Raw genomic sequence first — 21271 nt, 5'->3', positions numbered from 1 at the left:
AAGCGTAACGATTTTGAGTGCCTGAGGCTGTGACGGATAGGATGGAACAGACTGTCACAACGATTGGCGGGAGTATCTCGCGGTGGTAAGTGCACCTCATGACCGATCAATCCCAGTCTGAAACCGCGCTGGTGTTGTTTTCCGGGGGGCAGGACTCCACCACCTGCCTTGCCTGGGCGCTGCAGCGCTTCGCCCGCGTCGAAATGCTCGGCTTCAGCTACGGTCAGCGCCATGCGATCGAGCTGGAATGCCGCGACCGCCTGCTGGCAGGCATCAAATCGTTGCGGCCGAATTGGGCGACAAAACTCGGCGACAGCCACACGTTGGAAATCCCGACACTGGCCGAGATTTCCGATACCGCGCTGACCCGCGACGTCGCGATCGAAATGGGCGCGGATGGCCTGCCGAACACCTTCGTGCCGGGCCGCAACCTGGCGTTTCTGACCTTCGCGGCGGCGCTGGCGTATCGGCGCGGCATCCGTCACATCATCGGCGGCATGTGCGAGACTGACTATTCCGGCTATCCGGATTGCCGCGACGAGACCATCAAGGCGCTGCAGTCGGCGCTCAATCTCGGCATGGCGAAGAACTTTGAGCTGCATACGCCGCTGATGTGGCTCGACAAGGCTTCGACCTGGAAACTCGCGAACGAACTCGGCGGGGCAGGGCTGGTCGACCTGATCCGCGAGCACTCCCACACCTGTTACCTCGGCGAACGCGGCGCGCAGCACGATTGGGGCTATGGCTGCGGCGAATGCCCGGCCTGCGCGCTGCGGGCGAAGGGCTGGCGGGAATATGCGGGGGCGTAGTTGGCGCGCACTCCGTTGTCGTCCACCCGCCTTGTGCGCAATTGCGCACTGGGGCGGGCGATCCGGTATTCCAGTGGCCTGCGTGTGAACCGATAAGCCGCGGCGTACTGAATACCCGCCTCCGCGGGTATGACGACCGGGGACACCGAGCTACTTCCCAAAATCCCCTGGCGTTAGCTCAATCGGCGCGCCGTGCGGCGTGCGGTCGGCGGCGTGGTCCCAGGCGTCGCGGTAGCGATGCAGAACATCCGATGTGGTAACGCCCTTGGCGGCGACCAGCGTTTCCAGCGTGGCGAGCCAATGCCGGTAATAGGTTTCGCCGGTATCAGGATCGCCTTCGGCCTGCGCACGCTTGATTTGTGCGCCCAGCGTCTCCGCCCATTCCTTCCAGGTGAAGACGCCGGCTTCATGCAGCGCCAGCGCCATGGCGAAGGCGCGCGCCTCCCACGGCTCGCGAAACACCGGGCCGTCCTCGTCATGGGGCACGCCCGGGACGGCGACGGCCGCCCGCATAGCCTGTTGCGGGGTCAGATTCATCAAACGCGCTCCAGATAGGATTCCCAGGCGTCGACGGAGACGCTGAGCGTGGGATCTCCGTCTTTGCCCCATAGCTCCGGCCCATCGAAACGCACGGTGTAGAGCCATTGCGGATCCTCGCCCTTGCCGAGCGAGTTGGTGTCGGGGAAGACGTGGCAGCCGTGATTGAGCTCGATGGTGCCGAGATGGCCGCGGACATATTGCGGCAGCCGCGTATGCGTCACCGGGTGGATGTCCTTCATCCGCACGGTCTCGCCGACGGTAAACATCGCGGGCGCTTTCGGTTCGCGTTCGGTCGGGCCGCCGCGGCGGATCGCCGGCGTCACCTCAGTTGGCGCGATCGGTGTAACGCCGGGCTTGGGCGGCGATAGCGCCTTGCCGGCTTCGATCTCCTCACGCGTCACCAGCCCGCGCTCGATCATCAGCGTTTCCAGCCCAGCCAGCCAGATCTGGAAATAGCTCTTGCTGAGATAATCCTCGGGCGGCCGGTTCTCGCGCGCAAACCGCGACATGTCGATGTTCCAGCCACCCGGACGCGCCATTGCGACCGTCAGCGCAAAGGCGCGGCGCTCCCAGTCGCCGTGAAACACCGGCTCGTTCGGCTCGGGCACAACAGGGCCAAAACCCTTGGCGCCGCCCATGTCATGCGCGCCGTCCATCAGGTGGTCTCGCCGGGCTGTTTCGGCAGCCCCGTGCCGATCATGCTGTCGCGGGTGACGAGTTCGGCGAGCTGCTCGGCGCTCCAGCCCTCGGTGCCCTCAGGGCGCATCGGCAGCACGAGGTAGCGGATTTCGGCCGTGGAATCCCAGACCCGAATCTTGGTGGTATCCGGCAGCGTCACGCCGAAATCCTTCAACACGCCGCGCGGATCGGAGACCGCGCGCGAGCGATAGGGCGCCGATTTGTACCAGACCGGGGGCAATCCTAGCACCGGATGCGGGTAGCAGGAGCACAGCGTGCACACGACCATGTTGTGCTGCTCGGGCGTGTTCTCGACCACCACCATGTGCTCGCCCTGGCGGCCGGAATAGTCGAGTTCGGCAATCGCAGCCGTCGCGTCCTTCATTAACCGTTCGCGATAGGCCGGATCGCTCCAGGCTTTGGCGACCACGCGAACGCCGTTGCGCGGTCCGATTTTCTTCTCATAGAGATCGATCAGGAGATCGAGGGACGCCGGATCGACATAGCCTTTCTCGGTCAGGATCGATTCCAGCGCGCGCACGCGCAGCTCGGTCTCCGACAGCTCGGAATGGTCGTGATCGTGGTGGTGATGATGGTCGTGGTGATCGTGATCATGGTCGCTCATGGCGTCAGGATAGGCGCAAAATCCGGGCTATGTCGAGGCAGAGACTCTGCTAGCATTTGCCGATGGGGATCAGGGCAGGGTGCACCAAAATAGCGGTGGCCGCGGCCATTTTGGCCTGGCTTCCGGCCGGAGAGGCGCGGGCGGCGAATGGCGCCTATGCGGTCGATGCGGCCGACATTGGCGAGGCCGGCTCGTGCAAGGTCGAGAGCTGGCTGTCGTCGGCTTCCAACACCGATTTTACGGCGGTCGCCAATCCATCCTGCGTGGTCAATGCGTTCAAGCCCGTTGAGTTGAGCATGTTCACCAGCCGCGCGCGCAGCGATGGTGAATGGGGTACCACGATCCAGCCAAAAGCCAAGATGAACATTGCGCCAACCGGGGTCGGCAGGCTTGGCATCTCGTTCTACGCTGGCGGAGGTTTCGATGCGCTGACCGGCGAACACGTCTCGGCCTTTGCTGTGATCCCCGCGACGTTCCGGCTGAACGAGGCCATGCGTCTCAATTTCAACGGCGGCTGGCTGTGGGACCGCAGCGTCGATCGCCACTATCTGCTCTACGGCATCGGATTCGACTGGAAGTTTACCGACACCTTGCAGTGGACGATCGAAGCGTTCGGCCAGGCCGGGCAGTCCGATATTCCGAGCGCGGTACAGCCGCGGTTTCAAACCGGCGTGCGCTATCGGCCCAACGAGATTTTCTCGGTCGACCTGATCTACGGCCGCAACATTTCGGGTGAGAACGCCAACTGGATCACGCTCGGCACCACGATCCGTTTTCCGGTGCCCGGCGGCAAGCCGGAGCACCATCGCACGGGTCATCTGTAAGCCGACGCTCACGCCGGCTGCAGTCGCTCGCGGGATCTCGAAGGTAGCGGCGGGAAGGCGAGCGCAATCGCCATGGCGCCGAGACCGACGCTGAGCGCGCCGATATAGAGCCAGCGATAGTCGTGGAAGGTGTCAAAGATCATGCCGCCGGCCCAGGGCCCCAACGCCATGCCGAGGCTTGATACCATCGTCGCAGCTCCGAACACCGTTCCCATGATCCGGGGACCAAAATATTCGCGCGCGAGCACGGCGTAGAGCTCGCCCAGTTTGCTTACATAGAGATAGGTCCCGCTCGCCAACGCCTGCACCAGCAGGCCGCCGATCAGAACCCGCTTCGCGCCGAGCCGGTCGGCGAGAATGCCGAGGAGGAGGCGGCCACCCAGCCCGGACAGGCCTTCGACGCTATAAATGCTGACCGCGGTCATCGCCGGGATGCCGCAGAGCATCGCGTAGCTGACCATGTGGAAGATCGGTCCTGAATGCGCGGCGCAGCAGGCGAAGAAGGTCAGCGCCAGCACCAGGAACTGCGGCGAACGAAGCGCTGCCGCAACGGACAAGCCGGCTCCGGGATCGCCGGCAGCGCCCTTTGCCGCCGCACGTGACGGCGTTGCCTCCGGCGCCTGCCGCACCAACAGCGCCGCCGGGATCAGCAACGCCCACGCCATCAGGCCACCGTCATCATCGCGGTACGCCAATCGTAGGTCGAGATCAGCCAACGCGCGAACGGCGAGATGGTCATCGGCGCGACGCCCATGCCTGCGGACACCAGCGACACTGCGAGGCTGCGGTTGTTGTCGAACCAAACTGTCGCGGCCGCGATCATCGGCGCGAAGAAAGCGCCCGCGGCAAGGCCGACGAGGATGCCGTAGGTAAGCTGGAATTCGATCAGCGAGGTCGAGCGGCTGGCGAGAAACAAACCAAGGCCCAGGAGCAGGGCGCCGCTCAAGACGACGGGACGCGTACCAAACCGGTCGTTGACCGCTCCCCACGCGAAGCCGGCTATTCCCATCGTAAGAAAGTCGATGGTCATCGCGCCCGAGATTCCGGCGCGTGACCAGCCCGTTTCCGCGGACATCGGCTCCAGATACACGGCGAGCGAGAACATTGCGCCAATGCCAACGCACGTCATCAGCGCGCCCACACCGACGATCACCCAACGATATGATGGTCCCATGCGTAAAATGCCCCTTGTTCGATCCCCTCAACGCGAAGCGGATGCGGGTTTCTCGAACAGGACGAATGGGAACCGGCGAAGGATACTGGTTCGCCAAATTTATTTCTGAGCTAGACTTCGGAAAAATGACGGGCAGGGAGGCAATGCGTTGGCTGATTTTGTGAAGATCGAGAAGGGCCTGGGACCGGATGGCCGCATCGCGGTCGTGCGTTTCGACCGCCGCGACGGCATCAATGCGATGTCGCCGGAGGCGCTGCGCCAGCTCACGGATGCCGCTCGAAGCTTTGAGGATGACGGCGAGACCTCGGTCGTGGTGCTGACCGGCGGCGCCAAATCGTTCAGCGCCGGCTTCGACCTCAAGGACCCCGAAGGCCGGTCTCGCAAGTCCATGGATCTTGGCGCGCTGCGCCGGCATCTGAAACTTGGACCGCGGCTGACGCGGGCCTGGCAGGAGATGGAGCAGATCACGATCGGCGCCATCGAGGGATTTTGCGTCGGCGGTGGCGTAGCGCTCGCGGTCGCATTGGATTTCCGTGTGATGGCCAGCGACGCTCATATGCGCGTGCCCGAGATCGGGCTTGGCATGAACATGAGCTGGCAGAGCGTGCCGCGCATGCTGCATTTGATGGGACCGGCCCGCACCAAGCAGGCCGTCATCCTGGCCGACCAGCGCATCTCGGCCGCTGACGCCTATGAATGGCGGCTGGTGGAGGAGGTGGCTGAACCCGGCAAGGCGTTTGACGCCGCAATGGTGCTCGCCGCCAAGGTGGCCGCCCAGCCGCCGCTGTCGGTCGCCATGACCAAGCTGACCGTCAACCGCCTGGCGCATGCGCTCGACGATCTGGCGAGCCACATGGACGTCGACCAGTTTGCGCTGGCGAGCATGAGCGAGGATCACAAGGAAGGCGTCGAGGCGTTTCTGGAGCGCCGCAAGCCAAGGTTCAAGGGAAGATAGCGCGACCGCACAAGCGTCCGATCAGGATTGCGGTCCGTGTTCCAGTCAGCGATACGCAAGCCGGAACTTCCCAGGAACTGAACGAGGCATTTCACCACTACTTCGCCGGCCGGGCCGTTGCCGTTCAGCACGACCTCATTGAGCTCTTTCGGGTCGGCCGACGCTCGCTCGCGATAGGCATGCCGATCCTTGTAGCGTGTTTGGTCGACGCGCGGCTCGTCGCGCGTCGACGCGGGCCACGGTCGAGCTCAGGCCGTATGCGGGGCGCAGATATCCGTAATTCGCATAAGGTATATTATGGAATATCTATATCTACAATTAGATCAGATATTTAGGCGGATATTCTAGCAAACCAGGCCAGCCCGGCGGCTGTACAGGCGCTCGTTTGGCCCAAGCAATCCTGATCAGCCAAAGCCTGTGTTGCCGCCGCGTGCGGACGCTGCAATAAGCGCGCGAGTACGCTGATGACTCGCAACATCGGGGCATTGCAAGAACAATAACTCTCAAGGGAGAACCAGGATGAGTTTTTCACGACGCACGCTTCTCAAGGCATCCGCTGCGTCAGCGGTTTTGGGCGGCATCGGCGCGCCGCTGGTGGCGCGGGCCCAGACCGCCGAATTTACCTACAAGTACGCCAATAATCTTCCTGACGGCCATCCCATGAACGCCCGCGCCAAGGAAATGGCGGCGGCGATCAAGGCTGAGACCAACGGCCGGTTCGACCTGCAGATCTTTCCGAACAACCAGCTCGGCTCCGATACCGACATGCTGAGCCAGATCAGGTCCGGCGGCGTCGAGTTTTTCACGTTGTCGGGGCTGATTCTGGCCACGCTGGTGCCGGCGGCGTCGATCAGCGGCATCGGCTTTGCGTTCCCGGACTACGACACGGTCTGGAAGGCCATGGACGGGGGCCTGGGCGCCCATATCCGTGGGGAGATCACCAAGGCAAACCTCGTGGTGATGGACAAGATCTGGGACAACGGCTTCCGCCAGACCACGTCGTCGACCAAGCCGATCAACGGCCCGGATGACCTCAAGGGCTTCAAGATCCGCGTGCCGGTCTCCCCGCTCTGGACCTCGATGTTCAAGGCGTTCGATGCGGCGCCCGCCTCGATCAATTTCAGCGAGGTCTATTCGGCGCTGCAGACCAGGATCGTCGAGGGCCAGGAAAATCCGCTGGCGATCATCTCGACGGCGAAGCTGTATGAAGTCCAGAAGTTCTGTTCGCTGACCAACCATATGTGGGACGGCTTCTGGTTCCTGGCGAACCGCCGCGCTTGGGAAAAGCTGCCGGAGGATGTCAGGACCATCGTCGCCAAGAACATCAACGCGGCGGCCGTCAAGGAGCGCGAGGACGTCGCCAAGCTGAACGCTGGGCTGCAGCAGGAACTGGCCGGCAAGGGCTTGACCTTCAACCAGCCCAACGTGACGCCGTTCCGCGACAAGCTGCGCTCCGCCGGCTTCTACGCGGAATGGAAAGGTAAATACGGCGACCAGGCCTGGGAGCTGCTCGAAAAGTCCGTCGGCAAGCTGTCCTAAGCATCTGAAGGCCATCATGGCTCATGCCGACATGACTGAAGTGGTTGGCGGCGAGGTGGCTCAGTCCCCTCGCCGCCGCTCATTGCTGGCGTCGATCGAACACGCTTTGGGAATGCTGGTCGAGATTCCAGCGGCGCTTCTGGTCGTCGCCGAGATCGTCATCCTGTTTACCGGCGTGGTGGCGCGCTATGCGCTGCACCGGCCGCTGATCTGGTCGGACGAACTGGCGTCGATCCTGTTCCTGTGGCTCGCCATGCTGGGCGCCGCGGTCGCGTTCCGCCGCGCCGAGCACATGCGGATGACGGCGGTGGTCGCCAGCGCGAAGCCTGCCATGCGCGGCTATCTCGATCTGGTGGCGACCGTAGCCGCGCTGGCGTTTCTGGTTCTGATTGCCTGGCCGGCTTACGAATACGCCTACGAGGAAAGCTACATCACCACGCCGGCGCTGCAGATCAGCAATATCTGGCGTGCCGCGGCGCTGCCGGTCGGTATCGCGCTGATGGCGCTGTTTGCCTTCCTGCGGCTCGCCCGGTCGGGCAATGGACGGACCATGGTGGCTGCGATCCTGTCGGTCGCGCTTGTCATCGCGGTATTTTGGCTGCTCAGGGGCTCGCTGAAGCCGCTCGGCAATCTCAATCTGATCATCTTCTTTGTCGGCGTCGCCGGCTTCTGCGTCTTTGCGGGCGTTCCGATTGCGTTCGGGTTCGGGCTTGCGACCTACGGCTATCTGGCGCTGACCACGGGCACGCCGCTGATGGTGCTGGTCGGCCGCATGGACGAGGGCATGAGCCACCTGATCCTGCTGTCCGTGCCGCTGTTCGTCTTCCTGGGCCTGCTGATCGAGATGACCGGCATGGCGCGCGCCATGGTGGCGTTCCTGGCGAGCCTGCTGGGCCATGTCCGCGGCGGGCTGCATTACGTACTGGTCGGGGCGATGTATCTGGTGTCGGGCATCTCGGGCTCGAAGGCCGCCGATATGGCCGCCGTGGCGCCGGTGCTGTTTCCGGAAATGAAGGCGCGGGGCGCCAAGCCGGGCGATCTGGTCGCCCTCCTCTCGGCCACCGGCGCGCAGACCGAGACCATTCCGCCGAGCCTGGTGCTGATCACCATTGGCTCCGTCACCGGCGTCTCAATCGCGGCGCTGTTCACCGGTGGCCTGTTGCCGGGCCTGGTGCTGGCGATCACGCTGTCGGCGCTGGTGTGGTGGCGCTACCGGAACGAGGACCTGCGCCATGTCACGCGGGCGACCGGCGGCGAGATCGCCCGCGCGTTTGCCATCGCCCTGCCCGCCATCGCGCTGCCGTTCGTGATCCGTTACGCCGTGGTGGAAGGCATCGCGACCGCGACCGAGGTTTCCACGATTGGCATCGTCTATGCCTTCATCGTCGGCTACCTGATTTACGGCCTCTTGATCTATCGCAATTTCGACTGGCGGCGCATCATGCCAATGCTGGTCGAGACCGCGTGCCTGTCGGGCGCTATCCTGCTGATTATCGGCTGCGCCACCGGCATGGCGTGGGGCCTCACACAGTCCGGCTTTTCGCGGACGCTGGCGGCCGCCATGACTGGCTTGCCCGGCGGCTCGGCGACGTTCATCGCGGTGTCGATCGTGGCCTTCGTGATCCTGGGGAGCGTGCTCGAAGGTATTCCGGCGATCGTGCTGTTCGGGCCGCTATTGTTTCCGATCGCCCGCGCCGTGGGCGTCCACGAGGTCCACTACGCGATGATCGTTATTCTCGCGATGGGTATCGGGCTATTCGCTCCGCCGTTCGGAGTGGGCTATTATGCGGCTTGCGCCATCGGACGCGTCGACCCGGCCGAGGGTATCCGGCCGATCTGGGGTTACCTGTTGGCGCTGATGGTCGGCCTGATTATCGTGGCGATCTTCCCGTGGATTTCCATCGGGTTCTTGTAAAGAGAAACGACATAGGTGGGAAAAGCCGATGAGCACAGCCCAGAACCAGTACTCAATCGGATTGGACAAAACGCCAGCGAACTATGTGCCGCTGACCCCGCTCAGTTTTCTAGCCCGCAGCGCCGCTGTCTATCCGGATCACCTCAGCACGGTCTATGAAGGCCGCAGCTTCACTTGGGCGGAGACCTATGCGCGGTGCCGGCGCTTTGCGTCCTGGCTCGCCGGCCGTGGCATCGGCCACGGCGATACGGTGGCGGTGATGCTGCCGAACATTCCGGCCATGAACGAGGTGCACTTTGCGGTTCCGATGGCGGGCGCCGTCTTGAATGCGCTGAACATCCGGCTCGATGCGCCCTCGATCGCATTCCAGCTCGACCATGGCGGCGCCAAAATCATTCTGGTCGACCCGGAATTCTCCAACGTGATCGCGGAAGCGCTGACGCTGATAACCGGGCCAAAGCCCTTCGTGATCGATGTCGATGATGCGGCGTTAGCGGGCGGCAAGCGGATCGGGGAACTCGAATACGAGGCGGCGGTCGCGGCGGGCGATCCGGCCTTCGTCGCAAGACTTCCCGGCGATGAATGGGACGCGATAGCGCTGAGCTATACGTCAGGTACCACGGGCAATCCGAAGGGCGTCGTGACCCATCACCGTGGCGCCTATCTCAACGCCGTCAGCAATATCCTGGCCGGCAATCTCGGCCAGCATCCGGTGTATCTGTGGACGCTGCCGATGTTCCACTGCAACGGCTGGTGCTTTCCGTGGACGGTCGCGGCTTCGGCCGGCATCAACGTCTGCCTGCGCAAGGTCGATCCCGCAAAAATCTTCGAGCTGATCCCAAAGCACGGCGTCACCCACATGTGCGGCGCGCCGATCGTCTACAACACGCTGATCAACGCGCCCGGCGCGCCGAAGGGCAAGGCCGCGCGTCCCGTGATCGGATTGATCGCAGGTGCCGCACCGCCGGTAGCCGTCCTCGAAGGCGCCGAAAGCATCGGCATCAAGCTGACGCATGTCTACGGTCTGACCGAGGTCTACGGCCCCGCCTCCGTCTGTGCCGAGCAGCCGGGCTGGGACGAACTGCCGGCCGACCAGCGCGCGCAGATGAAGCGCCGGCAGGGCGTGGCCTACCCGCTGGAGGAAGCCGTTACCGTGCTCGATCCTGTGACGATGCAGGAGGTGCCGCGCGACGGCGAGACCATCGGCGAGGTGATGTTCCGCGGCAATATCGTGATGAAGGGTTATCTGAAGAACGAGAAGGCCACGCAAGAAGCCTTCGCCGGCGGCTGGTTTCATACTGGCGATCTCGGCGTGCTCGACGAGCACGGCTATGTCATCATCAAGGACCGCTCCAAGGACATCATCATATCGGGCGGCGAGAACATTTCCTCCGTCGAGGTCGAGGACGTCCTCTACAAGCATCCCGCCGTGCTTTTCGCGGCCGTGGTGGCAAAGCCCGATCCGAAATGGGGCGAGGTGCCTTGCGCCTTCGTCGAGTTGAAGGAAGGCGCCAAGGCGACGGAAGCCGAGATCATCGCCTTCTGCCGCAGCCACATGTCCGGCTTCAAGACGCCTAAGGCGGTCGTGTTCGGAGTTATCCCGAAGACGTCGACTGGGAAGATCCAGAAGTTCATGCTGCGCAATCAGGTGGACTCGGCAAAGGCGATTTCGGCCTGACGCGAAATTCGTAGGATGGGCAAAGCGAAGCGTGCCCACCACGCTCCAGGGAGTCTGACGCACGATGGTGGGCACGGCGCTTACGCGTCTTTGCCCACCCTACGGTCTGACCGTCATGTTGAGCGTACGACCGGCGGATAATACTGCGGCGCCTCGGTGCGTTCGTACATTCCGTAGTCGCGCATGACCTCGAAGATACGAAAGTACTGCGTTGTCGGATCGGCAAACAGGCGCGAGCCGAATTCGATGCCGGCCCGATCGTCCGGTAGATCGACCAGGTGCGCAAAATGCTCTTCACGGTAGACGCTCGCGAAAGCGTCGCGACGCCATTCGGTCTCTGCCGCTAGCGTGGCATTCTTTGATTCCGAGGCGAGGATGTATGTCGGCTTGCGCCTTGCGGGATCATTGTACGGCGTGCGCCGCTCGGGCTGCCAGATCGGCTGTCCGGGCCTGGCCTCGTGAATGACCTGGGCGACGCGGATGCGATAATCCGAAAAGACCCTCTCGCGGCCGATCGTCTGGACGTCATGATGGTAGGCATGGGCCCGCCAGGCGGTCAGGGCTCCCTCGTCCTGCCAGATCTGGTAGGACAGCAGCAGGTTCTCCCGCGTCAAACTCCTGAAGCGATCGATGAAGAGGCAGCCGCCCATCGCCTCGAGCTCGGGCTTCAGCGAGGCCGCAAGATCGAGATATTGATCGCGGTGCCCGGGCCTAGTCTGGACTTCGAAGAACAGGCCAATCATTGACGTTACTCCGCGTTCTGCGATCGAATTGCGACGCAGGCTCAGCCTGCGCCGTCCAGCGTCAGCCGCAGCCCGTCATAGGCCGGGATCACGCCGGCTGGCAGGCTCTGGCGCAGCACTTCGTAATCGAGATCGGAATGCATGTTGGTAATGACGGCGCGCTTGGGCTTGAAGCGCTCGATCCAAGAAAGCGCGTCGTTGACACTGAAATGGCTGGGATGGCCGGCATAGCGTAGCCCGTCGACGATCCAGAGGTCGAGGTTTTCCAGCGCCGGCCAGCTCTCCTCGGGAATGTCGTGGAGGTCGGGCGTATAGGCGGCGGCCCCGATGCGGAAGCCGAGCGCGGGAATCCTGCCGTGCTGAACCAGGAAGGCGGAGAGTTTCACCGGTCCGCCCTTCCCTTCGGTCTCATGACTCTCGCCCGCTTCGATCGAATGCCGCGTCAAGATCGGCGGATAATCGCTGCCCTCGGGTGCGATGAAGCAATAGGAGAACCGCGCCATCATGTCTTTAGCGGTCGACTGGTTGAAATAAACGGGAATGCGCCGGCGCTGATGCAGCACGACGGAACGGAGATCGTCGATGCCGTGGGTCTGGTCGGCGTGCTCGTGGGTCAGGAACACCGCGTCGATGTGATCGACCTCGGCATCGATCAACTGCTCGCGCAGATCGGGCGAGGTGTCGATCACGATCCGCGTGGTGCCGTGCGCGCCGTTACGCTCGACCAGCAGCGAGCAGCGGCGTCGGCGGTTTTTTGGATTGTTGGGATCGCACGCGCCCCAGCCGAGCGCCGGGCGTGGCACGCCCGCCGAGGAGCCGCAGCCGAGGATCGTCAGCGTCACCGTCATGCGACAGCCTTCGGTGCCGGCACTTTTGAAAAGAGCCGGAAGAAGTTTTCCGTCGTCTGCCGCGATATCTCTTCCAGCGAGACGCCGCGCGTCTCAGCCAGAACTTTTGCCACTTCAACGACGTAGGACGGCTCGTTGCGCTTGCCGCGAAACTTGCCGGGCGCCAGATAGGGCGAGTCAGTTTCGACCATGATGCGGTCGGCCGGGAGCTCGGCGGCGAGTTCGCGCAAGGCTTCGGACTTCTTGAACGTCAGGATGCCCGTGAACGAGATCGAGAGGCCGAGACCAATCGCCTTCATCGCCAGTTCGCGCCCGCCGGTGTAGCAATGCAGCACCGCGCGGAACGGTCCTTTTGCCACCTCGTCTTCGAGAATGCGGCCGCAGTCTTCGTCCGCCTCGCGAGTGTGGATCACTAGCGGCAATCCCGTCGCCCGCGCGGCCGCGATATGCGCGCGAAAGCCGCGCTCCTGCGCTTCGCGGGAGCCGTGCTCATAGAAATAATCGAGCCCCGCCTCGCCCAGCGCCACGACTTTCGGATGCTTCGTCAGCTCGATCAGTTCGCTGGTGGGAATGCCGTCTTCCTCATCGGCCTGATGCGGGTGGGTGCCGACCGAGCAGTAGACGTTGGGAAACCGCTCGGCGATGGCGAGCAGCCCGCCGAGCCGCTTGACCCGGGTCGAGATGGTGACGATGCGGCCAATCCCGGCCGTCTCGGCACGCGCGACGATGGCGTCGAGATCCTCGGCAAAATCCGGAAAGTCGAGATGGCAATGGCTGTCGACGAGCATGGCTTGCAAACGGCTCAATCCGTCTTTGGTTCGACGTAGCGCGGAAACACGCCGACCGGCGGCGGAAGGGTTGCGCCGGCCTTGATCCGCGTGCTGAGCGCTGCGAAGTCCCGCGCGTCCTGGGCAACGCCGAGACTGTCGAGCAGCTTGCTCGAGGCATCCGGCATCACCGGCTGGGTCAGGATGGCGACCTGCCGCACGACTTCCGCCGTCACGTACAAAACGGTTTTCTGCCTGTCAGGATCGGTCTTGGCCAACGCCCACGGCGCCTCGCCCGCAAAATAGCGGTTGGCTTCGGCGACCACGGACCACACCGCGTTCAGCCATTGATGGATCTGTTGGGTCGCCATTGCGGTCCGCGACGCCGCCAGCATGGCGTCTGCCTCCGCCAGGATCTCCTTGTCATTATCGGTGAACTCGCCGGGCTCCGGCAGCACGCCGCCGAGCTGCTTGGCGATCATCGACAGCGAGCGCTGCGCCAGATTGCCGAGGTCGTTGGCGAGATCGGCATTGATGCGCGCGACGATGGCTTCGTGGTTGTAGTTGCCGTCTTGGCCGAACGGCACCTCGCGCAGGAAGAAATAGCGCATCTGGTCGACGCCATATTGATCTGCCAGATTGAAGGGATCGACGACGTTGCCGACCGACTTCGACATCTTCTCGCCCCTGCTGAACAGGAAGCCGTGGGCATAGACCCGCTTCTGCACGGGAATGCCGGCCGACATCAGGAACGCCGGCCAGTATACCGCGTGGAAGCGGATGATGTCCTTGCCGATGACATGGACGTCCGCCGGCCAGTAGCGCCAGTTCGGATCGCTCTCGTCGGGAAAGCCGACGCCGGTGATGTAGTTGGTCAGCGCATCGACCCAGACATACATCACGTGCTCGGGGTCGTTGGGCACCTTGACGCCCCAGTCGAACGTCGTGCGCGAGATCGAGAGATCCTTCAGCCCGCCCTTCACGAAGCTGATGACTTCGTTGCGGCGCGAATCCGGTCCGATGAAATCGGGCTGGTTCTCGTAGAGTGCCAGCAGCCGGTCCTGATAGGCGGAGAGCTTGAAGAAGTAGCTCTTCTCCTCGACCCATTCGACCGGCGAGCCCTGCGGGCCGCGGCGCACATTGTCCTCACCGAGGACGGTCTCCTCCTCGGCGTAATAGGCTTCGTCGCGCACCGAATACCAGCCGGCATAGGTGTCGATATAGATGTCGCCGTTCTGCTGCATCCGGTTCCAGACCACCTGGACCGAACGATGATGGTCGGGCTCCGTGGTGCGGATGAAGCGGTCGAACGACACGTTGAGCCGTTCGTCCATTTCCTTGAACCGGCCGGCATTGCGCGCGGCGAGTTCGGCGACGCCAAGCCCCTCGCTCTCGGCGGTCTGCACCATCTTCAGGCCGTGCTCGTCGGTGCCCGTGAGAAAAAATACGTCCTTGCCGTTTAGCCGCTGAAACCGCGCCAGCGCATCGGTCGCGATCGCCTCGTAGGCGTGGCCGATATGCGGAATGCCGTTGGGATAGGCGATCGCGGTGGTGATGAAGTAAGTATTGCGCTCGGCAGCCACCGCCGGCTGGGCCGCGGCAGCCGGCTTCGCGCGCGGCGTGGTTGGCTTTGCACGTTTAGCTACGGGGGCTGCCTGTACGGCAGGAGTTGCCTCTTGCGATGTTACCGCGCGCGCCTTCGTCGCTTTGTTCGCGGATTTCTTCGCTGATTTCTCGGCAGGCTTCTTGGCAGCTTTCTTCGCAGCCTTTTTGGGTGACTTTTTCGCGACTTTGCTGGCAGTCTTCTTCGACGCCTTGCCGGCCTTCTTCACGACGCGCGTGCGTTTGGTCGCACCCTTCTTGGCGGCGCGCTTCTTCGCCGCCTTCTTGGTGGCGGACGCGGGCGGCGACTTGCGGACCTTCTTCGCCTTGCGCTTTTTCGAAGCTTTCTTTCCAGCCTTCGCCACCACGAATTCCTCTATCTGTCAAAAATTGTCGGGATTGTTATCAGGCGGAGCGTTATCGGGTTGCTTCCGCGAGCATCCCGAACACCGAGAAAACCAGCGGTTTTCGTTCCAGGTTGTAGGATTCGGTGTCGCGCGCGGCGCGGACGATCTTTTCCCATACCTCAGCCAGCCGTGCAAGGCGGGGCAGATTCGCGTTGGCGTCGTCAGTGCGCAGCTTTTCGCCGATCCAGCGATCGATGCCGTCGATGAAAGCCGCCAGCGCCACCCGATCGCTGGTGCCCAGCGCATCGCCCAGCGCATGCAGCTCGCGCGGATCGACCTGCGGCAGCGTCGCCAGCAGCGCCGCGGTCCGCTGTTGCAGCTTCAGCGCATCGCCGCCGAGCAGCGTCAGCGCGCGCGACACACTGCCCTCCGCGGCATCGGCAGCCTCCGATAGCGCGGAATCATCGGGGGCTATGTCAGCGGCCCGCGACGCCGCGCGAATGACGTCGTCGGTCGCGAGCGGCCGCAGCGGCAGCTTGCGGCAACGCGACAGGATCGTCGGCAGCGCCCGCGCCGGCGAATGGCTGACGAGCAGGAACAGCGATCGTTGCGGCGGTTCTTCGAGGATCTTGAGCAGCGCGTTAGCGGCGTTCGGATTGAGCTCGTCGACGGTGTCGACGATGCAGACCCGCCAGCCATCCACCGCCGCGGTCGAGCCGAAGAACGAAATCGTCTCCCGCGTCTCGTCGACGGTAATCACGGTCCGCATCACGCCGCGATCGTTGAGGCCGCGCTCCAGCACCAGTAGGCCGCCATGCGCACCCGCGGTGACCTGACGCGCGACGGGATCGCCCGGATCGAGCGCCAGCGTCTCGGCGCGTTGTACCGTAGGCGCCATGGGCTTGGAATTCGCGAGCACAAAGCGGGCCATGCGATAGGCCAGCGTCGCCTTGCCGATGCCCTGTGGGCCGCCGATCAGCCAGGCATGCGGAATGCGTCCGCTGCGATAGGCATTGAGCAATGCCATCTCCGCCTCGCGGTGGCCGAACAGATCGGCCGTTTGGCGGGGATGCCTGACCGCCGTTTCCTGCTCGGTCTTGCGTGCGCTCATGCCGTCCCCGCCGGGCTCGGGACAGACAACACACGTTCGCGCAGCGCCGTCCAGACGCGCCCTGCGACCGTGTCTGCATCGGCATCGGCGTCGATCAGCACGCAGCGCTGCGGGTCTTCGGCGGCGATCTGCCGATAGGCGTCGCGCAGCTCCTGATGAAACTGCAGATCTTCCGCCTCGAAACGATCGGGCACGCCGCTGCCGCGCCGAGCCGCGGCCCGCTGCAGGCCGACTTCCACGGGAATGTCCAGAATGATGGTCAGGTCCGGCTTGAGATCGCCGATGGTGACGCGCTGCATGGCGTTGAGCACGATGGGCGAGACCTGCCCCAGACTGCCCTGGTAGGCGCGGGTCGAATCCGAGAAGCGATCGCACAGCACCCATGTTCCCTGTCCGAGCGCGGGCTGGATAACCGTGCGAACATGATCGTCACGGGCGGCAGCAAACAATAACGTCTCCGCCTCCGGTCCAAGCAGCTTGCCCATGCCCGACAGCACGAGATGCCGCATGATTTCCGCGCCCGGCGAGCCACCCGGCTCGCGGGTGACGATGACGCGCAGCTTTCCCGCCCCAAGACGCTCGGCGAGCTTCTTGATCTGCGTGGACTTTCCAGAGCCCTCGCCGCCTTCAAACGTAATGAACTTCCCGCGTCCGGAAGGCCACTGCAGCGTTGCCTGGGTCATGCTCAGAGCTTCTCTGCGCTCGCGCGGAACATGCCGATGACGAGCTCGCTGGCGCCGTCGATCGCGCGGCGCATGGTCGAGCCGGTGCCGATCGCCTCCGCGGCATAGACTGGCGTCTCCACGGCGATGTTCTGGCCTCGCCACACCTTGACGACACCGACCGGCTGGCCAGCCTGCACCGGCGCCCGAACCGGACCGTTGTAGACAATGCGCGCGATCAGTTTCTCGCTGCCGTTCTTCGGCACCATCACCTTGATCGGCTCGGGGCTTGCTAGCTTCACCGAGCGGCTTTCGCCGCCAAACACCTTGGCATAGCCGACCTGCTGGTTGGCCGCGAACAACGTGCGCGTCTCGAAATTGCGAAAGCCCCATTCCAGCATCTTCTTGGCTTCGGAGGCGCGATCGTCGGGATCCTCCATGCCGTTGACCACGACGATCAGCCGCGTGTCGTTCTGAACCGCAGAGCCGACCATCCCATAGCCGCCTTCCTTGGTGTAGCCGGTCTTCAGCCCGTCGGCTCCATTGAGCGAGTTCAGAAGCGGATTGCGGTTCTGCTGCCGGATCTTGTTCCAGGTGAACTCCCGCTCGCCGAACAATTTGTACATGTCGGGATAGGTCAGGATCAGGTGACGCGCCAGTTTGCCCAGTTCCCGAACGGTCATCTTGTTGGCCGGATCGGGCAGCCCGCTGGAATTTCCGAATGTCGACTTCGTCATGCCAAGCTCGCGGGCGCGCTTGGTCAAGAAGTCGGCGGCGAAGATCCGCTCGTTGCCGGCCATGCCTTCGGCTAGCGCAATGCAGGAATCATTGCCGCTCTGGATGATCGCGCCCTTCAACAGGTCGTCCACCGACACCTTGCTGTTGAGGATGGCAAACATCGTCGAGCCGCCCGCCGGTGCCCCACCCTTGCGCCAGGCGTTCTCGCTGATCCGGTATTCATCAGTGGGTTTGACGTCGCCTTTCTTGATGGCGTTGAAAACCACCTCGGCGGTCATCAGCTTCATCATGCTGGACGGCGCCCGCAACTCGTCGGCGTTCTTCTCGAACAGCACGCTGCCGCTCGAGGCCTCGATCAGGATTGCGGTCGGCGCGTCGCCGTCAAAGCCGCCATCCTCCTTCTTCGGTGCGCCCTGCACGCTGTTGTTGGCGGCATACACGATCCCGCCCCAACCGACCGCAAGCGCTACGACGGCGGCCATCAGGCCGCGCCACGGGATGATGGCCGCGGCGTCGGATTTGCGGGAAACGGAAGTCTCTGCTGCCATCGGCGATGTCCTGAATCCCTGCGTTCTAACAGTTGGAAGTATCGCAAACAACACAGGTTTTAGACTTGCCTTTCGGACTTGCCGCCGTGTCGATCGGATTGCGGCACCGAACGAAGGAACGTATCGTGGCGATGCTGCCATTTCCCGACAAGATACGAAAAACAGGGCGGAAACGCGATGCCATCCTCACGCACCATTTCCGCCAACGGGCTGGACTTCTTTGTTGTCGAGCAGGGCCAGGGTCCGCTGGTGCTGCTCTGCCATGGCTGGCCCGAACTGTCCTATTCCTGGCGGCACCAGATCGGAGCGATCGCCGAAGCCGGTTTCCATGTCGTCGCCCCCGATATGCGCGGGTTCGGCCGAACCAGCGCGCCCGCCGAAATCGGCGCCTACACCATCTTCCACAATGTCGGCGACATGGTCGCGCTGGTGGCGGCGCTTGGCGAAAAGCAGGCCGTCATCGTCGGCCATGACTGGGGTGCGCCGGTCGCCTGGCACGCGGCACTGTTCCGGCCCGATGTCTTCACCAAGGTCGCGGGCCTCAGCGTTCCGCCGCCCTCCCGCGGACGCGGCCTGCCGCTCGAGACCCTGCGGAACAACGGGATTACCAATTTCTACTGGCAGTATTTTCAGCCTCCCGGCGTAGCCGAGGCCGAGTTCGAGCGCGATGTCGCGGCAACAATGCGAATCGTGCTGGCCGGGCGCGGGTTCTCCGATCCGGCGGCCCATCAATTTGTTCAGGAGGGCAAGGGATTCCTCGCCGACGCCGACCCGAATCGGCCGTTGCCGAATTGGCTGACCGAGGCCGACCTCGCCTATTTCGCAGCCGCCTACAAGGACTCGGGCTTTCGAGGCGGGCTGAACTGGTATCGCAACATCGACCGCAATTGGGAACTGACGGCGCCATGGCAGGGCGCGCAAATCCACCAGCCCTCCCTGTTCATCGCGGGATCAAAGGATGGCGTCGTCACCGGGCTGATCGGCGCCAAGCTGGTCAATGAGATGGAGCGCGTGCTGCCGAACTTGCGGCAGAAGCTCATTCTGGATGGGGCCGGTCACTGGATTCAGCAGGAGCGCCCCGACGAGGTCAACGCCGCCCTGATCGACTTCCTGAAGGGATAAGTTTTCTGTTTGACGCGTTTTCTTGACGCGAACCGAGCGCCACCCGGGATCGAGTCCGGGGCAGGCTTTCGCTTGAAAAACGCTATTTAGTACAGCCCGCGCCCGCTCAGCACTTCGCTCGGCCCCCGCGGATCGACCGGCAGGTAAGTCTGGCGCGGCGCCGTATAGCTGGCGTCATTCTCGTAGGACACGGCGCGCGGATTTTCCGCGGTACGGCCACGCGGGCGGCTGGAGGCCGACATTTCCGAAGTCGCGTTGACCGAGGCGTAATCGGCCGAGGTATTGCCAAGGCTATAGGGCCGCCCCTCCGGCATCGGAACCTCGCCCCGGATTCGGCCCGCAGACGATGATATCTCGGGCACAAACGGACGGGCCGAAGCGACCCGGACCGTGGACGGAGACGGCGCCGGCTCGCCGGTGCGGAGCGTTGCCAGCAGCTGGCGGTCGTCGGAACCCTCCAGCGGTGCCCGGCCGACATATTCGACCCGGACCTTAGCGACGCCATTTGCTTTGAATTCAAGCAGTTCCGCGGCCTTGTTCGAGACGTCGATGAGCCGGTTGCCGTGGTAGGGGCCGCGGTCGTTGACCCGCACGATCAGCGATTTGCCGTTCCGGGTGTTGGTGACGCGGGCGTAGCTCGGGATCGGCAGGGTCGGATGGGCCGCCGTCAGCGAGGTCATGTCGAAAACTTCGCCATTGGCGGTCAGCCGGCCGTGGAAGTCATCGCCATACCAGGAAGCCATTCCCTCGGCGCGGTAGTTCGGATCCTCTTCCGGCACGTAGATCCGGCCTGCGACAGTGTAGGGCTTGCCAATGCGGTAGGTTCCCCCACCCTTCGGCACGGGCTCCCCTAACGCCACCACGCGAGGGCTCGAGGAGACGCCATATTTGGGATCGATGCGGCTCGCGAATTTGTCGGACGAGGCGCAATTGGCAAGCAGAAGGCACGTTGCCACGGCAACGGTACCACGCGCCGCCAGGACGATCGTTTTTGGCCGTCGAATCCCCATCGCCCCAATTACCATTTTCAGCGGCCGACTGCCTACGTTGAAGCGTTGCGGCCTTTACCCACGATGCGTCCCACCTCCGCATCACGTTGTGAAGATATCGCAACCGGAACACGGCGGAAATGGGGTCTGCTCCCGCGTGGTGAATGAATGGTTGCTTTGCGTATCCGTTGATCTACGGGCATAGCGCCTCGATTCACCGTGTATGCGTCCTTCGTCGCATCCGTCCTGTGCCCCATTCAGACAATCTGTTGCAGTAAATCATCACTCACGACCGATCTGTGATTCCAGCCAGTGAATCTTTTTGACTGTGCAACGGTGGAGTCGTTCTGTGGATTGCAGGGGCGCGAAGGATTTGTGCGATGATCGAGACGGTTACAGCGGTGATGGGTTTGGTGAGCGCGGGCATTTTCCTTGCACACGCATTTGAAGGCTATCGTTCCAGAGCTTGAGATTTGAACGCCTGGCGGTTCGGGGGGACCGCGCGGCTTCGGACAGATGGCTCGGTAGATTCAGAAAGCTTTGATAAATTCGGACGAGCATCTGAGTGGTAGGTGTATCATGCGCAGCCACGACATTGTCTCCAACGGATTTCTTGCCCTGACGACGGCCAGCTTCGTGCTCCTGTGCTCGAGCCTGCTGGCAGTGGTGTTCGGCTAAATCCACGTCCGCTCCAATTGCGGCGACGGTGCCGGGATGATTGACGCCCTCATCGCGGGCTTCTTCCAAAATGGCGGGATCGGTGCACATCGGGGCCACGTTCGCATTGCGTTCGAGCCAGCCCTAAGCTAAGCGACTGAAATTCCTGAGCTGGAAGGGTGGCCGAGCGGTTTAAGGCACCGGTCTTGAAAACCGGCGTGCCCGCAAGGGTACCGTGGGTTCGAATCCCACCCCTTCCGCCATAAGCCGCCGTGTCCAGCCCGGAGACATAGGTAACGGGTCGTACCTAAGACATGGGTGACAACCTCGTGCCGAACGGGTTGTCGAGGGGTTGCAGGGTTTTCTGCTCCAGGTCGAAGTATCCAAGATCATAGTGCAT

General features: G+C 63.3%; 19 protein-coding genes, 1 tRNA gene and 1 pseudogene. 8 read left to right on the top strand and 13 right to left on the bottom strand.

Features of this window, described 5'->3' with window-relative positions:
- Positions 1-98: 98 nt before the first annotated feature.
- The gene (queC, locus tag C7G61_RS25205; protein ID WP_108519386.1) at positions 99-809 is read left to right on the top strand and encodes a 7-cyano-7-deazaguanine synthase QueC; all 711 of its coding nucleotides are present in this window, start codon (positions 99-101) and stop codon (positions 807-809) included.
- 150 nt (positions 810-959) lie between these two features.
- On the opposite strand, the gene C7G61_RS25200 is transcribed toward queC, so the two are convergent.
- The 3 genes from C7G61_RS25200 to nthA are packed head-to-tail and all read right to left on the bottom strand — an operon-like array spanning position 960 to position 2652.
- Entirely contained in the window at positions 960-1346 is a 387-nt protein-coding gene (locus C7G61_RS25200; protein WP_108519385.1) for a nitrile hydratase accessory protein, read from the bottom strand.
- Positions 1346-2005 (bottom strand): nitrile hydratase subunit beta, encoded by a 660-nt coding sequence (gene nthB / locus C7G61_RS25195; RefSeq protein ID WP_108519384.1) that lies wholly within the window; start codon positions 2003-2005, stop codon positions 1346-1348. The genes C7G61_RS25200 and nthB overlap by 1 nt, the downstream gene beginning before the upstream one ends.
- A complete protein-coding gene (gene nthA / locus C7G61_RS25190; RefSeq protein WP_108519383.1) occupies positions 2005-2652 on the bottom strand; it encodes a nitrile hydratase subunit alpha in 648 nt (215 codons plus the stop codon). Before nthA ends, nthB begins: the two co-directional genes overlap by 1 nt.
- A 62-nt stretch (positions 2653-2714) precedes the next feature.
- On the opposite strand from nthA, the gene C7G61_RS25185 reads away from it, so the two are divergent.
- Positions 2715-3476 (top strand): hypothetical protein, encoded by a 762-nt coding sequence (locus C7G61_RS25185; protein WP_108519382.1) that lies wholly within the window; start codon positions 2715-2717, stop codon positions 3474-3476.
- 8 nt (positions 3477-3484) lie between these two features.
- On the opposite strand, the pseudogene C7G61_RS25180 reads toward C7G61_RS25185, so the two are convergent.
- Positions 3485-4650 (bottom strand): annotated as a pseudogene (locus C7G61_RS25180) (MFS transporter).
- 148 nt (positions 4651-4798) lie between these two features.
- Here C7G61_RS25180 and C7G61_RS25175 point away from each other — a divergent pair.
- From C7G61_RS25175 to C7G61_RS25160, 4 genes are all read left to right on the top strand, one after another.
- The gene (locus C7G61_RS25175; protein ID WP_108519381.1) at positions 4799-5605 is read left to right on the top strand and encodes an enoyl-CoA hydratase/isomerase family protein; all 807 of its coding nucleotides are present in this window, start codon (positions 4799-4801) and stop codon (positions 5603-5605) included.
- Positions 5606-6124: 519 nt separating this feature from the next.
- The gene (locus C7G61_RS25170; RefSeq protein ID WP_108519380.1) at positions 6125-7144 is read left to right on the top strand and encodes a TRAP transporter substrate-binding protein; all 1020 of its coding nucleotides are present in this window, start codon (positions 6125-6127) and stop codon (positions 7142-7144) included.
- A 16-nt stretch (positions 7145-7160) separates the two neighbouring features.
- Positions 7161-9059, top strand: coding sequence for a TRAP transporter large permease (locus tag C7G61_RS25165; RefSeq protein WP_108519379.1), 1899 nt, complete (start codon positions 7161-7163; stop codon positions 9057-9059).
- 28 nt (positions 9060-9087) lie between these two features.
- The gene (locus C7G61_RS25160) at positions 9088-10737 is read left to right on the top strand and encodes an acyl-CoA synthetase (protein ID WP_108519378.1); all 1650 of its coding nucleotides are present in this window, start codon (positions 9088-9090) and stop codon (positions 10735-10737) included.
- 113 nt (positions 10738-10850) lie between these two features.
- On the opposite strand, the gene C7G61_RS25155 is transcribed toward C7G61_RS25160, so the two are convergent.
- The 7 genes from C7G61_RS25155 to C7G61_RS25125 are packed head-to-tail and all read right to left on the bottom strand — an operon-like array spanning position 10851 to position 18103.
- Positions 10851-11480: an antibiotic biosynthesis monooxygenase family protein gene (locus C7G61_RS25155; protein ID WP_108519377.1), complete on the bottom strand. Its 630-nt coding sequence runs from the start codon at positions 11478-11480 to the stop codon at positions 10851-10853.
- A gap of 41 nt (positions 11481-11521) precedes the next feature.
- Positions 11522-12328 carry an MBL fold metallo-hydrolase gene (locus tag C7G61_RS25150; RefSeq protein WP_108519376.1) on the bottom strand — a complete coding sequence of 269 codons (807 nt, stop codon included), beginning with the start codon at positions 12326-12328 and terminating at the stop codon, positions 11522-11524.
- Positions 12325-13116, bottom strand: a complete 792-nt coding sequence (locus tag C7G61_RS25145) for a TatD family hydrolase (protein ID WP_108519375.1) — start codon at positions 13114-13116, stop codon at positions 12325-12327. The genes C7G61_RS25150 and C7G61_RS25145 overlap by 4 nt, the downstream gene beginning before the upstream one ends.
- Positions 13117-13130: 14 nt before the next feature.
- Positions 13131-15062: a methionine--tRNA ligase gene (metG, locus tag C7G61_RS25140; protein WP_108519374.1), complete on the bottom strand. Its 1932-nt coding sequence runs from the start codon at positions 15060-15062 to the stop codon at positions 13131-13133.
- Positions 15063-15114: 52 nt separating this feature from the next.
- Entirely contained in the window at positions 15115-16155 is a 1041-nt protein-coding gene (locus C7G61_RS25135) for a DNA polymerase III subunit delta' (RefSeq protein WP_108519373.1), read from the bottom strand.
- A complete protein-coding gene (tmk, locus tag C7G61_RS25130; protein WP_108519372.1) occupies positions 16152-16838 on the bottom strand; it encodes a dTMP kinase in 687 nt (228 codons plus the stop codon). The genes C7G61_RS25135 and tmk overlap by 4 nt, the downstream gene beginning before the upstream one ends.
- A gap of 2 nt (positions 16839-16840) precedes the next feature.
- On the bottom strand, positions 16841-18103 hold the full coding sequence (locus tag C7G61_RS25125) for a D-alanyl-D-alanine carboxypeptidase family protein (protein ID WP_108519371.1): 1263 nt from the start codon (positions 18101-18103) through the stop codon (positions 16841-16843).
- Positions 18104-18280: 177 nt separating this feature from the next.
- Between C7G61_RS25125 and C7G61_RS25120 the strand changes: the two genes are divergently transcribed.
- A complete protein-coding gene (locus C7G61_RS25120) occupies positions 18281-19225 on the top strand; it encodes an alpha/beta fold hydrolase (RefSeq protein WP_108519370.1) in 945 nt (314 codons plus the stop codon).
- A gap of 86 nt (positions 19226-19311) precedes the next feature.
- Here the strand turns inward: C7G61_RS25120 and C7G61_RS25115 are convergent, their stop codons facing one another.
- Positions 19312-20235, bottom strand: coding sequence for a septal ring lytic transglycosylase RlpA family protein (locus C7G61_RS25115; RefSeq protein WP_108519369.1), 924 nt, complete (start codon positions 20233-20235; stop codon positions 19312-19314).
- Between the two features lie 372 nt (positions 20236-20607).
- Positions 20608-20982, bottom strand: a complete 375-nt coding sequence (locus C7G61_RS44845; RefSeq protein ID WP_190241968.1) for a hypothetical protein — start codon at positions 20980-20982, stop codon at positions 20608-20610.
- Positions 20983-21044: 62 nt separating this feature from the next.
- On the opposite strand from C7G61_RS44845, the gene C7G61_RS25110 reads away from it, so the two are divergent.
- A tRNA-Ser gene (locus C7G61_RS25110) sits at positions 21045-21134 on the top strand.
- Positions 21135-21271: the final 137 nt, after the last annotated feature.

The organism is Bradyrhizobium algeriense, assembly GCF_003062295.1.
In the GTDB taxonomy this organism is placed as follows: domain Bacteria; phylum Pseudomonadota; class Alphaproteobacteria; order Rhizobiales; family Xanthobacteraceae; genus Bradyrhizobium; species Bradyrhizobium algeriense.
Note: the sequence above shows the minus strand (reverse complement) of the source record. Positions and strands in the feature narration are given on the sequence as shown.

Excerpts from the sequence above, each read along its gene's own strand:
- C7G61_RS25145 (WP_108519375.1), bottom strand. The coding sequence starts at position 13,116 with ATGCTCGTCGACAGCCATTGCCATCTCGACTTTCCGGATTTTGCCGAG.
- C7G61_RS25120 (WP_108519370.1), top strand. The coding sequence starts at position 18,281 with ATGCCATCCTCACGCACCATTTCCGCCAACGGGCTGGACTTCTTTGTT.
- C7G61_RS25200 (WP_108519385.1), bottom strand. The coding sequence starts at position 1,346 with ATGAATCTGACCCCGCAACAGGCTATGCGGGCGGCCGTCGCCGTCCCG.
- C7G61_RS25150 (WP_108519376.1), bottom strand. The coding sequence starts at position 12,328 with ATGACGGTGACGCTGACGATCCTCGGCTGCGGCTCCTCGGCGGGCGTG.
- C7G61_RS25165 (WP_108519379.1), top strand. The coding sequence starts at position 7,161 with ATGGCTCATGCCGACATGACTGAAGTGGTTGGCGGCGAGGTGGCTCAG.
- queC (WP_108519386.1), top strand. The coding sequence starts at position 99 with ATGACCGATCAATCCCAGTCTGAAACCGCGCTGGTGTTGTTTTCCGGG.
- C7G61_RS25155 (WP_108519377.1), bottom strand. The coding sequence starts at position 11,480 with ATGATTGGCCTGTTCTTCGAAGTCCAGACTAGGCCCGGGCACCGCGAT.
- nthB (WP_108519384.1), bottom strand. The coding sequence starts at position 2,005 with ATGGACGGCGCGCATGACATGGGCGGCGCCAAGGGTTTTGGCCCTGTT.
- nthA (WP_108519383.1), bottom strand. The coding sequence starts at position 2,652 with ATGAGCGACCATGATCACGATCACCACGACCATCATCACCACCACGAT.
- C7G61_RS25160 (WP_108519378.1), top strand. The coding sequence starts at position 9,088 with ATGAGCACAGCCCAGAACCAGTACTCAATCGGATTGGACAAAACGCCA.
- C7G61_RS25115 (WP_108519369.1), bottom strand. The coding sequence starts at position 20,235 with ATGGGGATTCGACGGCCAAAAACGATCGTCCTGGCGGCGCGTGGTACC.
- tmk (WP_108519372.1), bottom strand. The coding sequence starts at position 16,838 with ATGACCCAGGCAACGCTGCAGTGGCCTTCCGGACGCGGGAAGTTCATT.
- C7G61_RS44845 (WP_190241968.1), bottom strand. The coding sequence starts at position 20,982 with ATGTGCACCGATCCCGCCATTTTGGAAGAAGCCCGCGATGAGGGCGTC.
- C7G61_RS25125 (WP_108519371.1), bottom strand. The coding sequence starts at position 18,103 with ATGGCAGCAGAGACTTCCGTTTCCCGCAAATCCGACGCCGCGGCCATC.
- C7G61_RS25185 (WP_108519382.1), top strand. The coding sequence starts at position 2,715 with ATGGGGATCAGGGCAGGGTGCACCAAAATAGCGGTGGCCGCGGCCATT.
- C7G61_RS25135 (WP_108519373.1), bottom strand. The coding sequence starts at position 16,155 with ATGAGCGCACGCAAGACCGAGCAGGAAACGGCGGTCAGGCATCCCCGC.
- C7G61_RS25170 (WP_108519380.1), top strand. The coding sequence starts at position 6,125 with ATGAGTTTTTCACGACGCACGCTTCTCAAGGCATCCGCTGCGTCAGCG.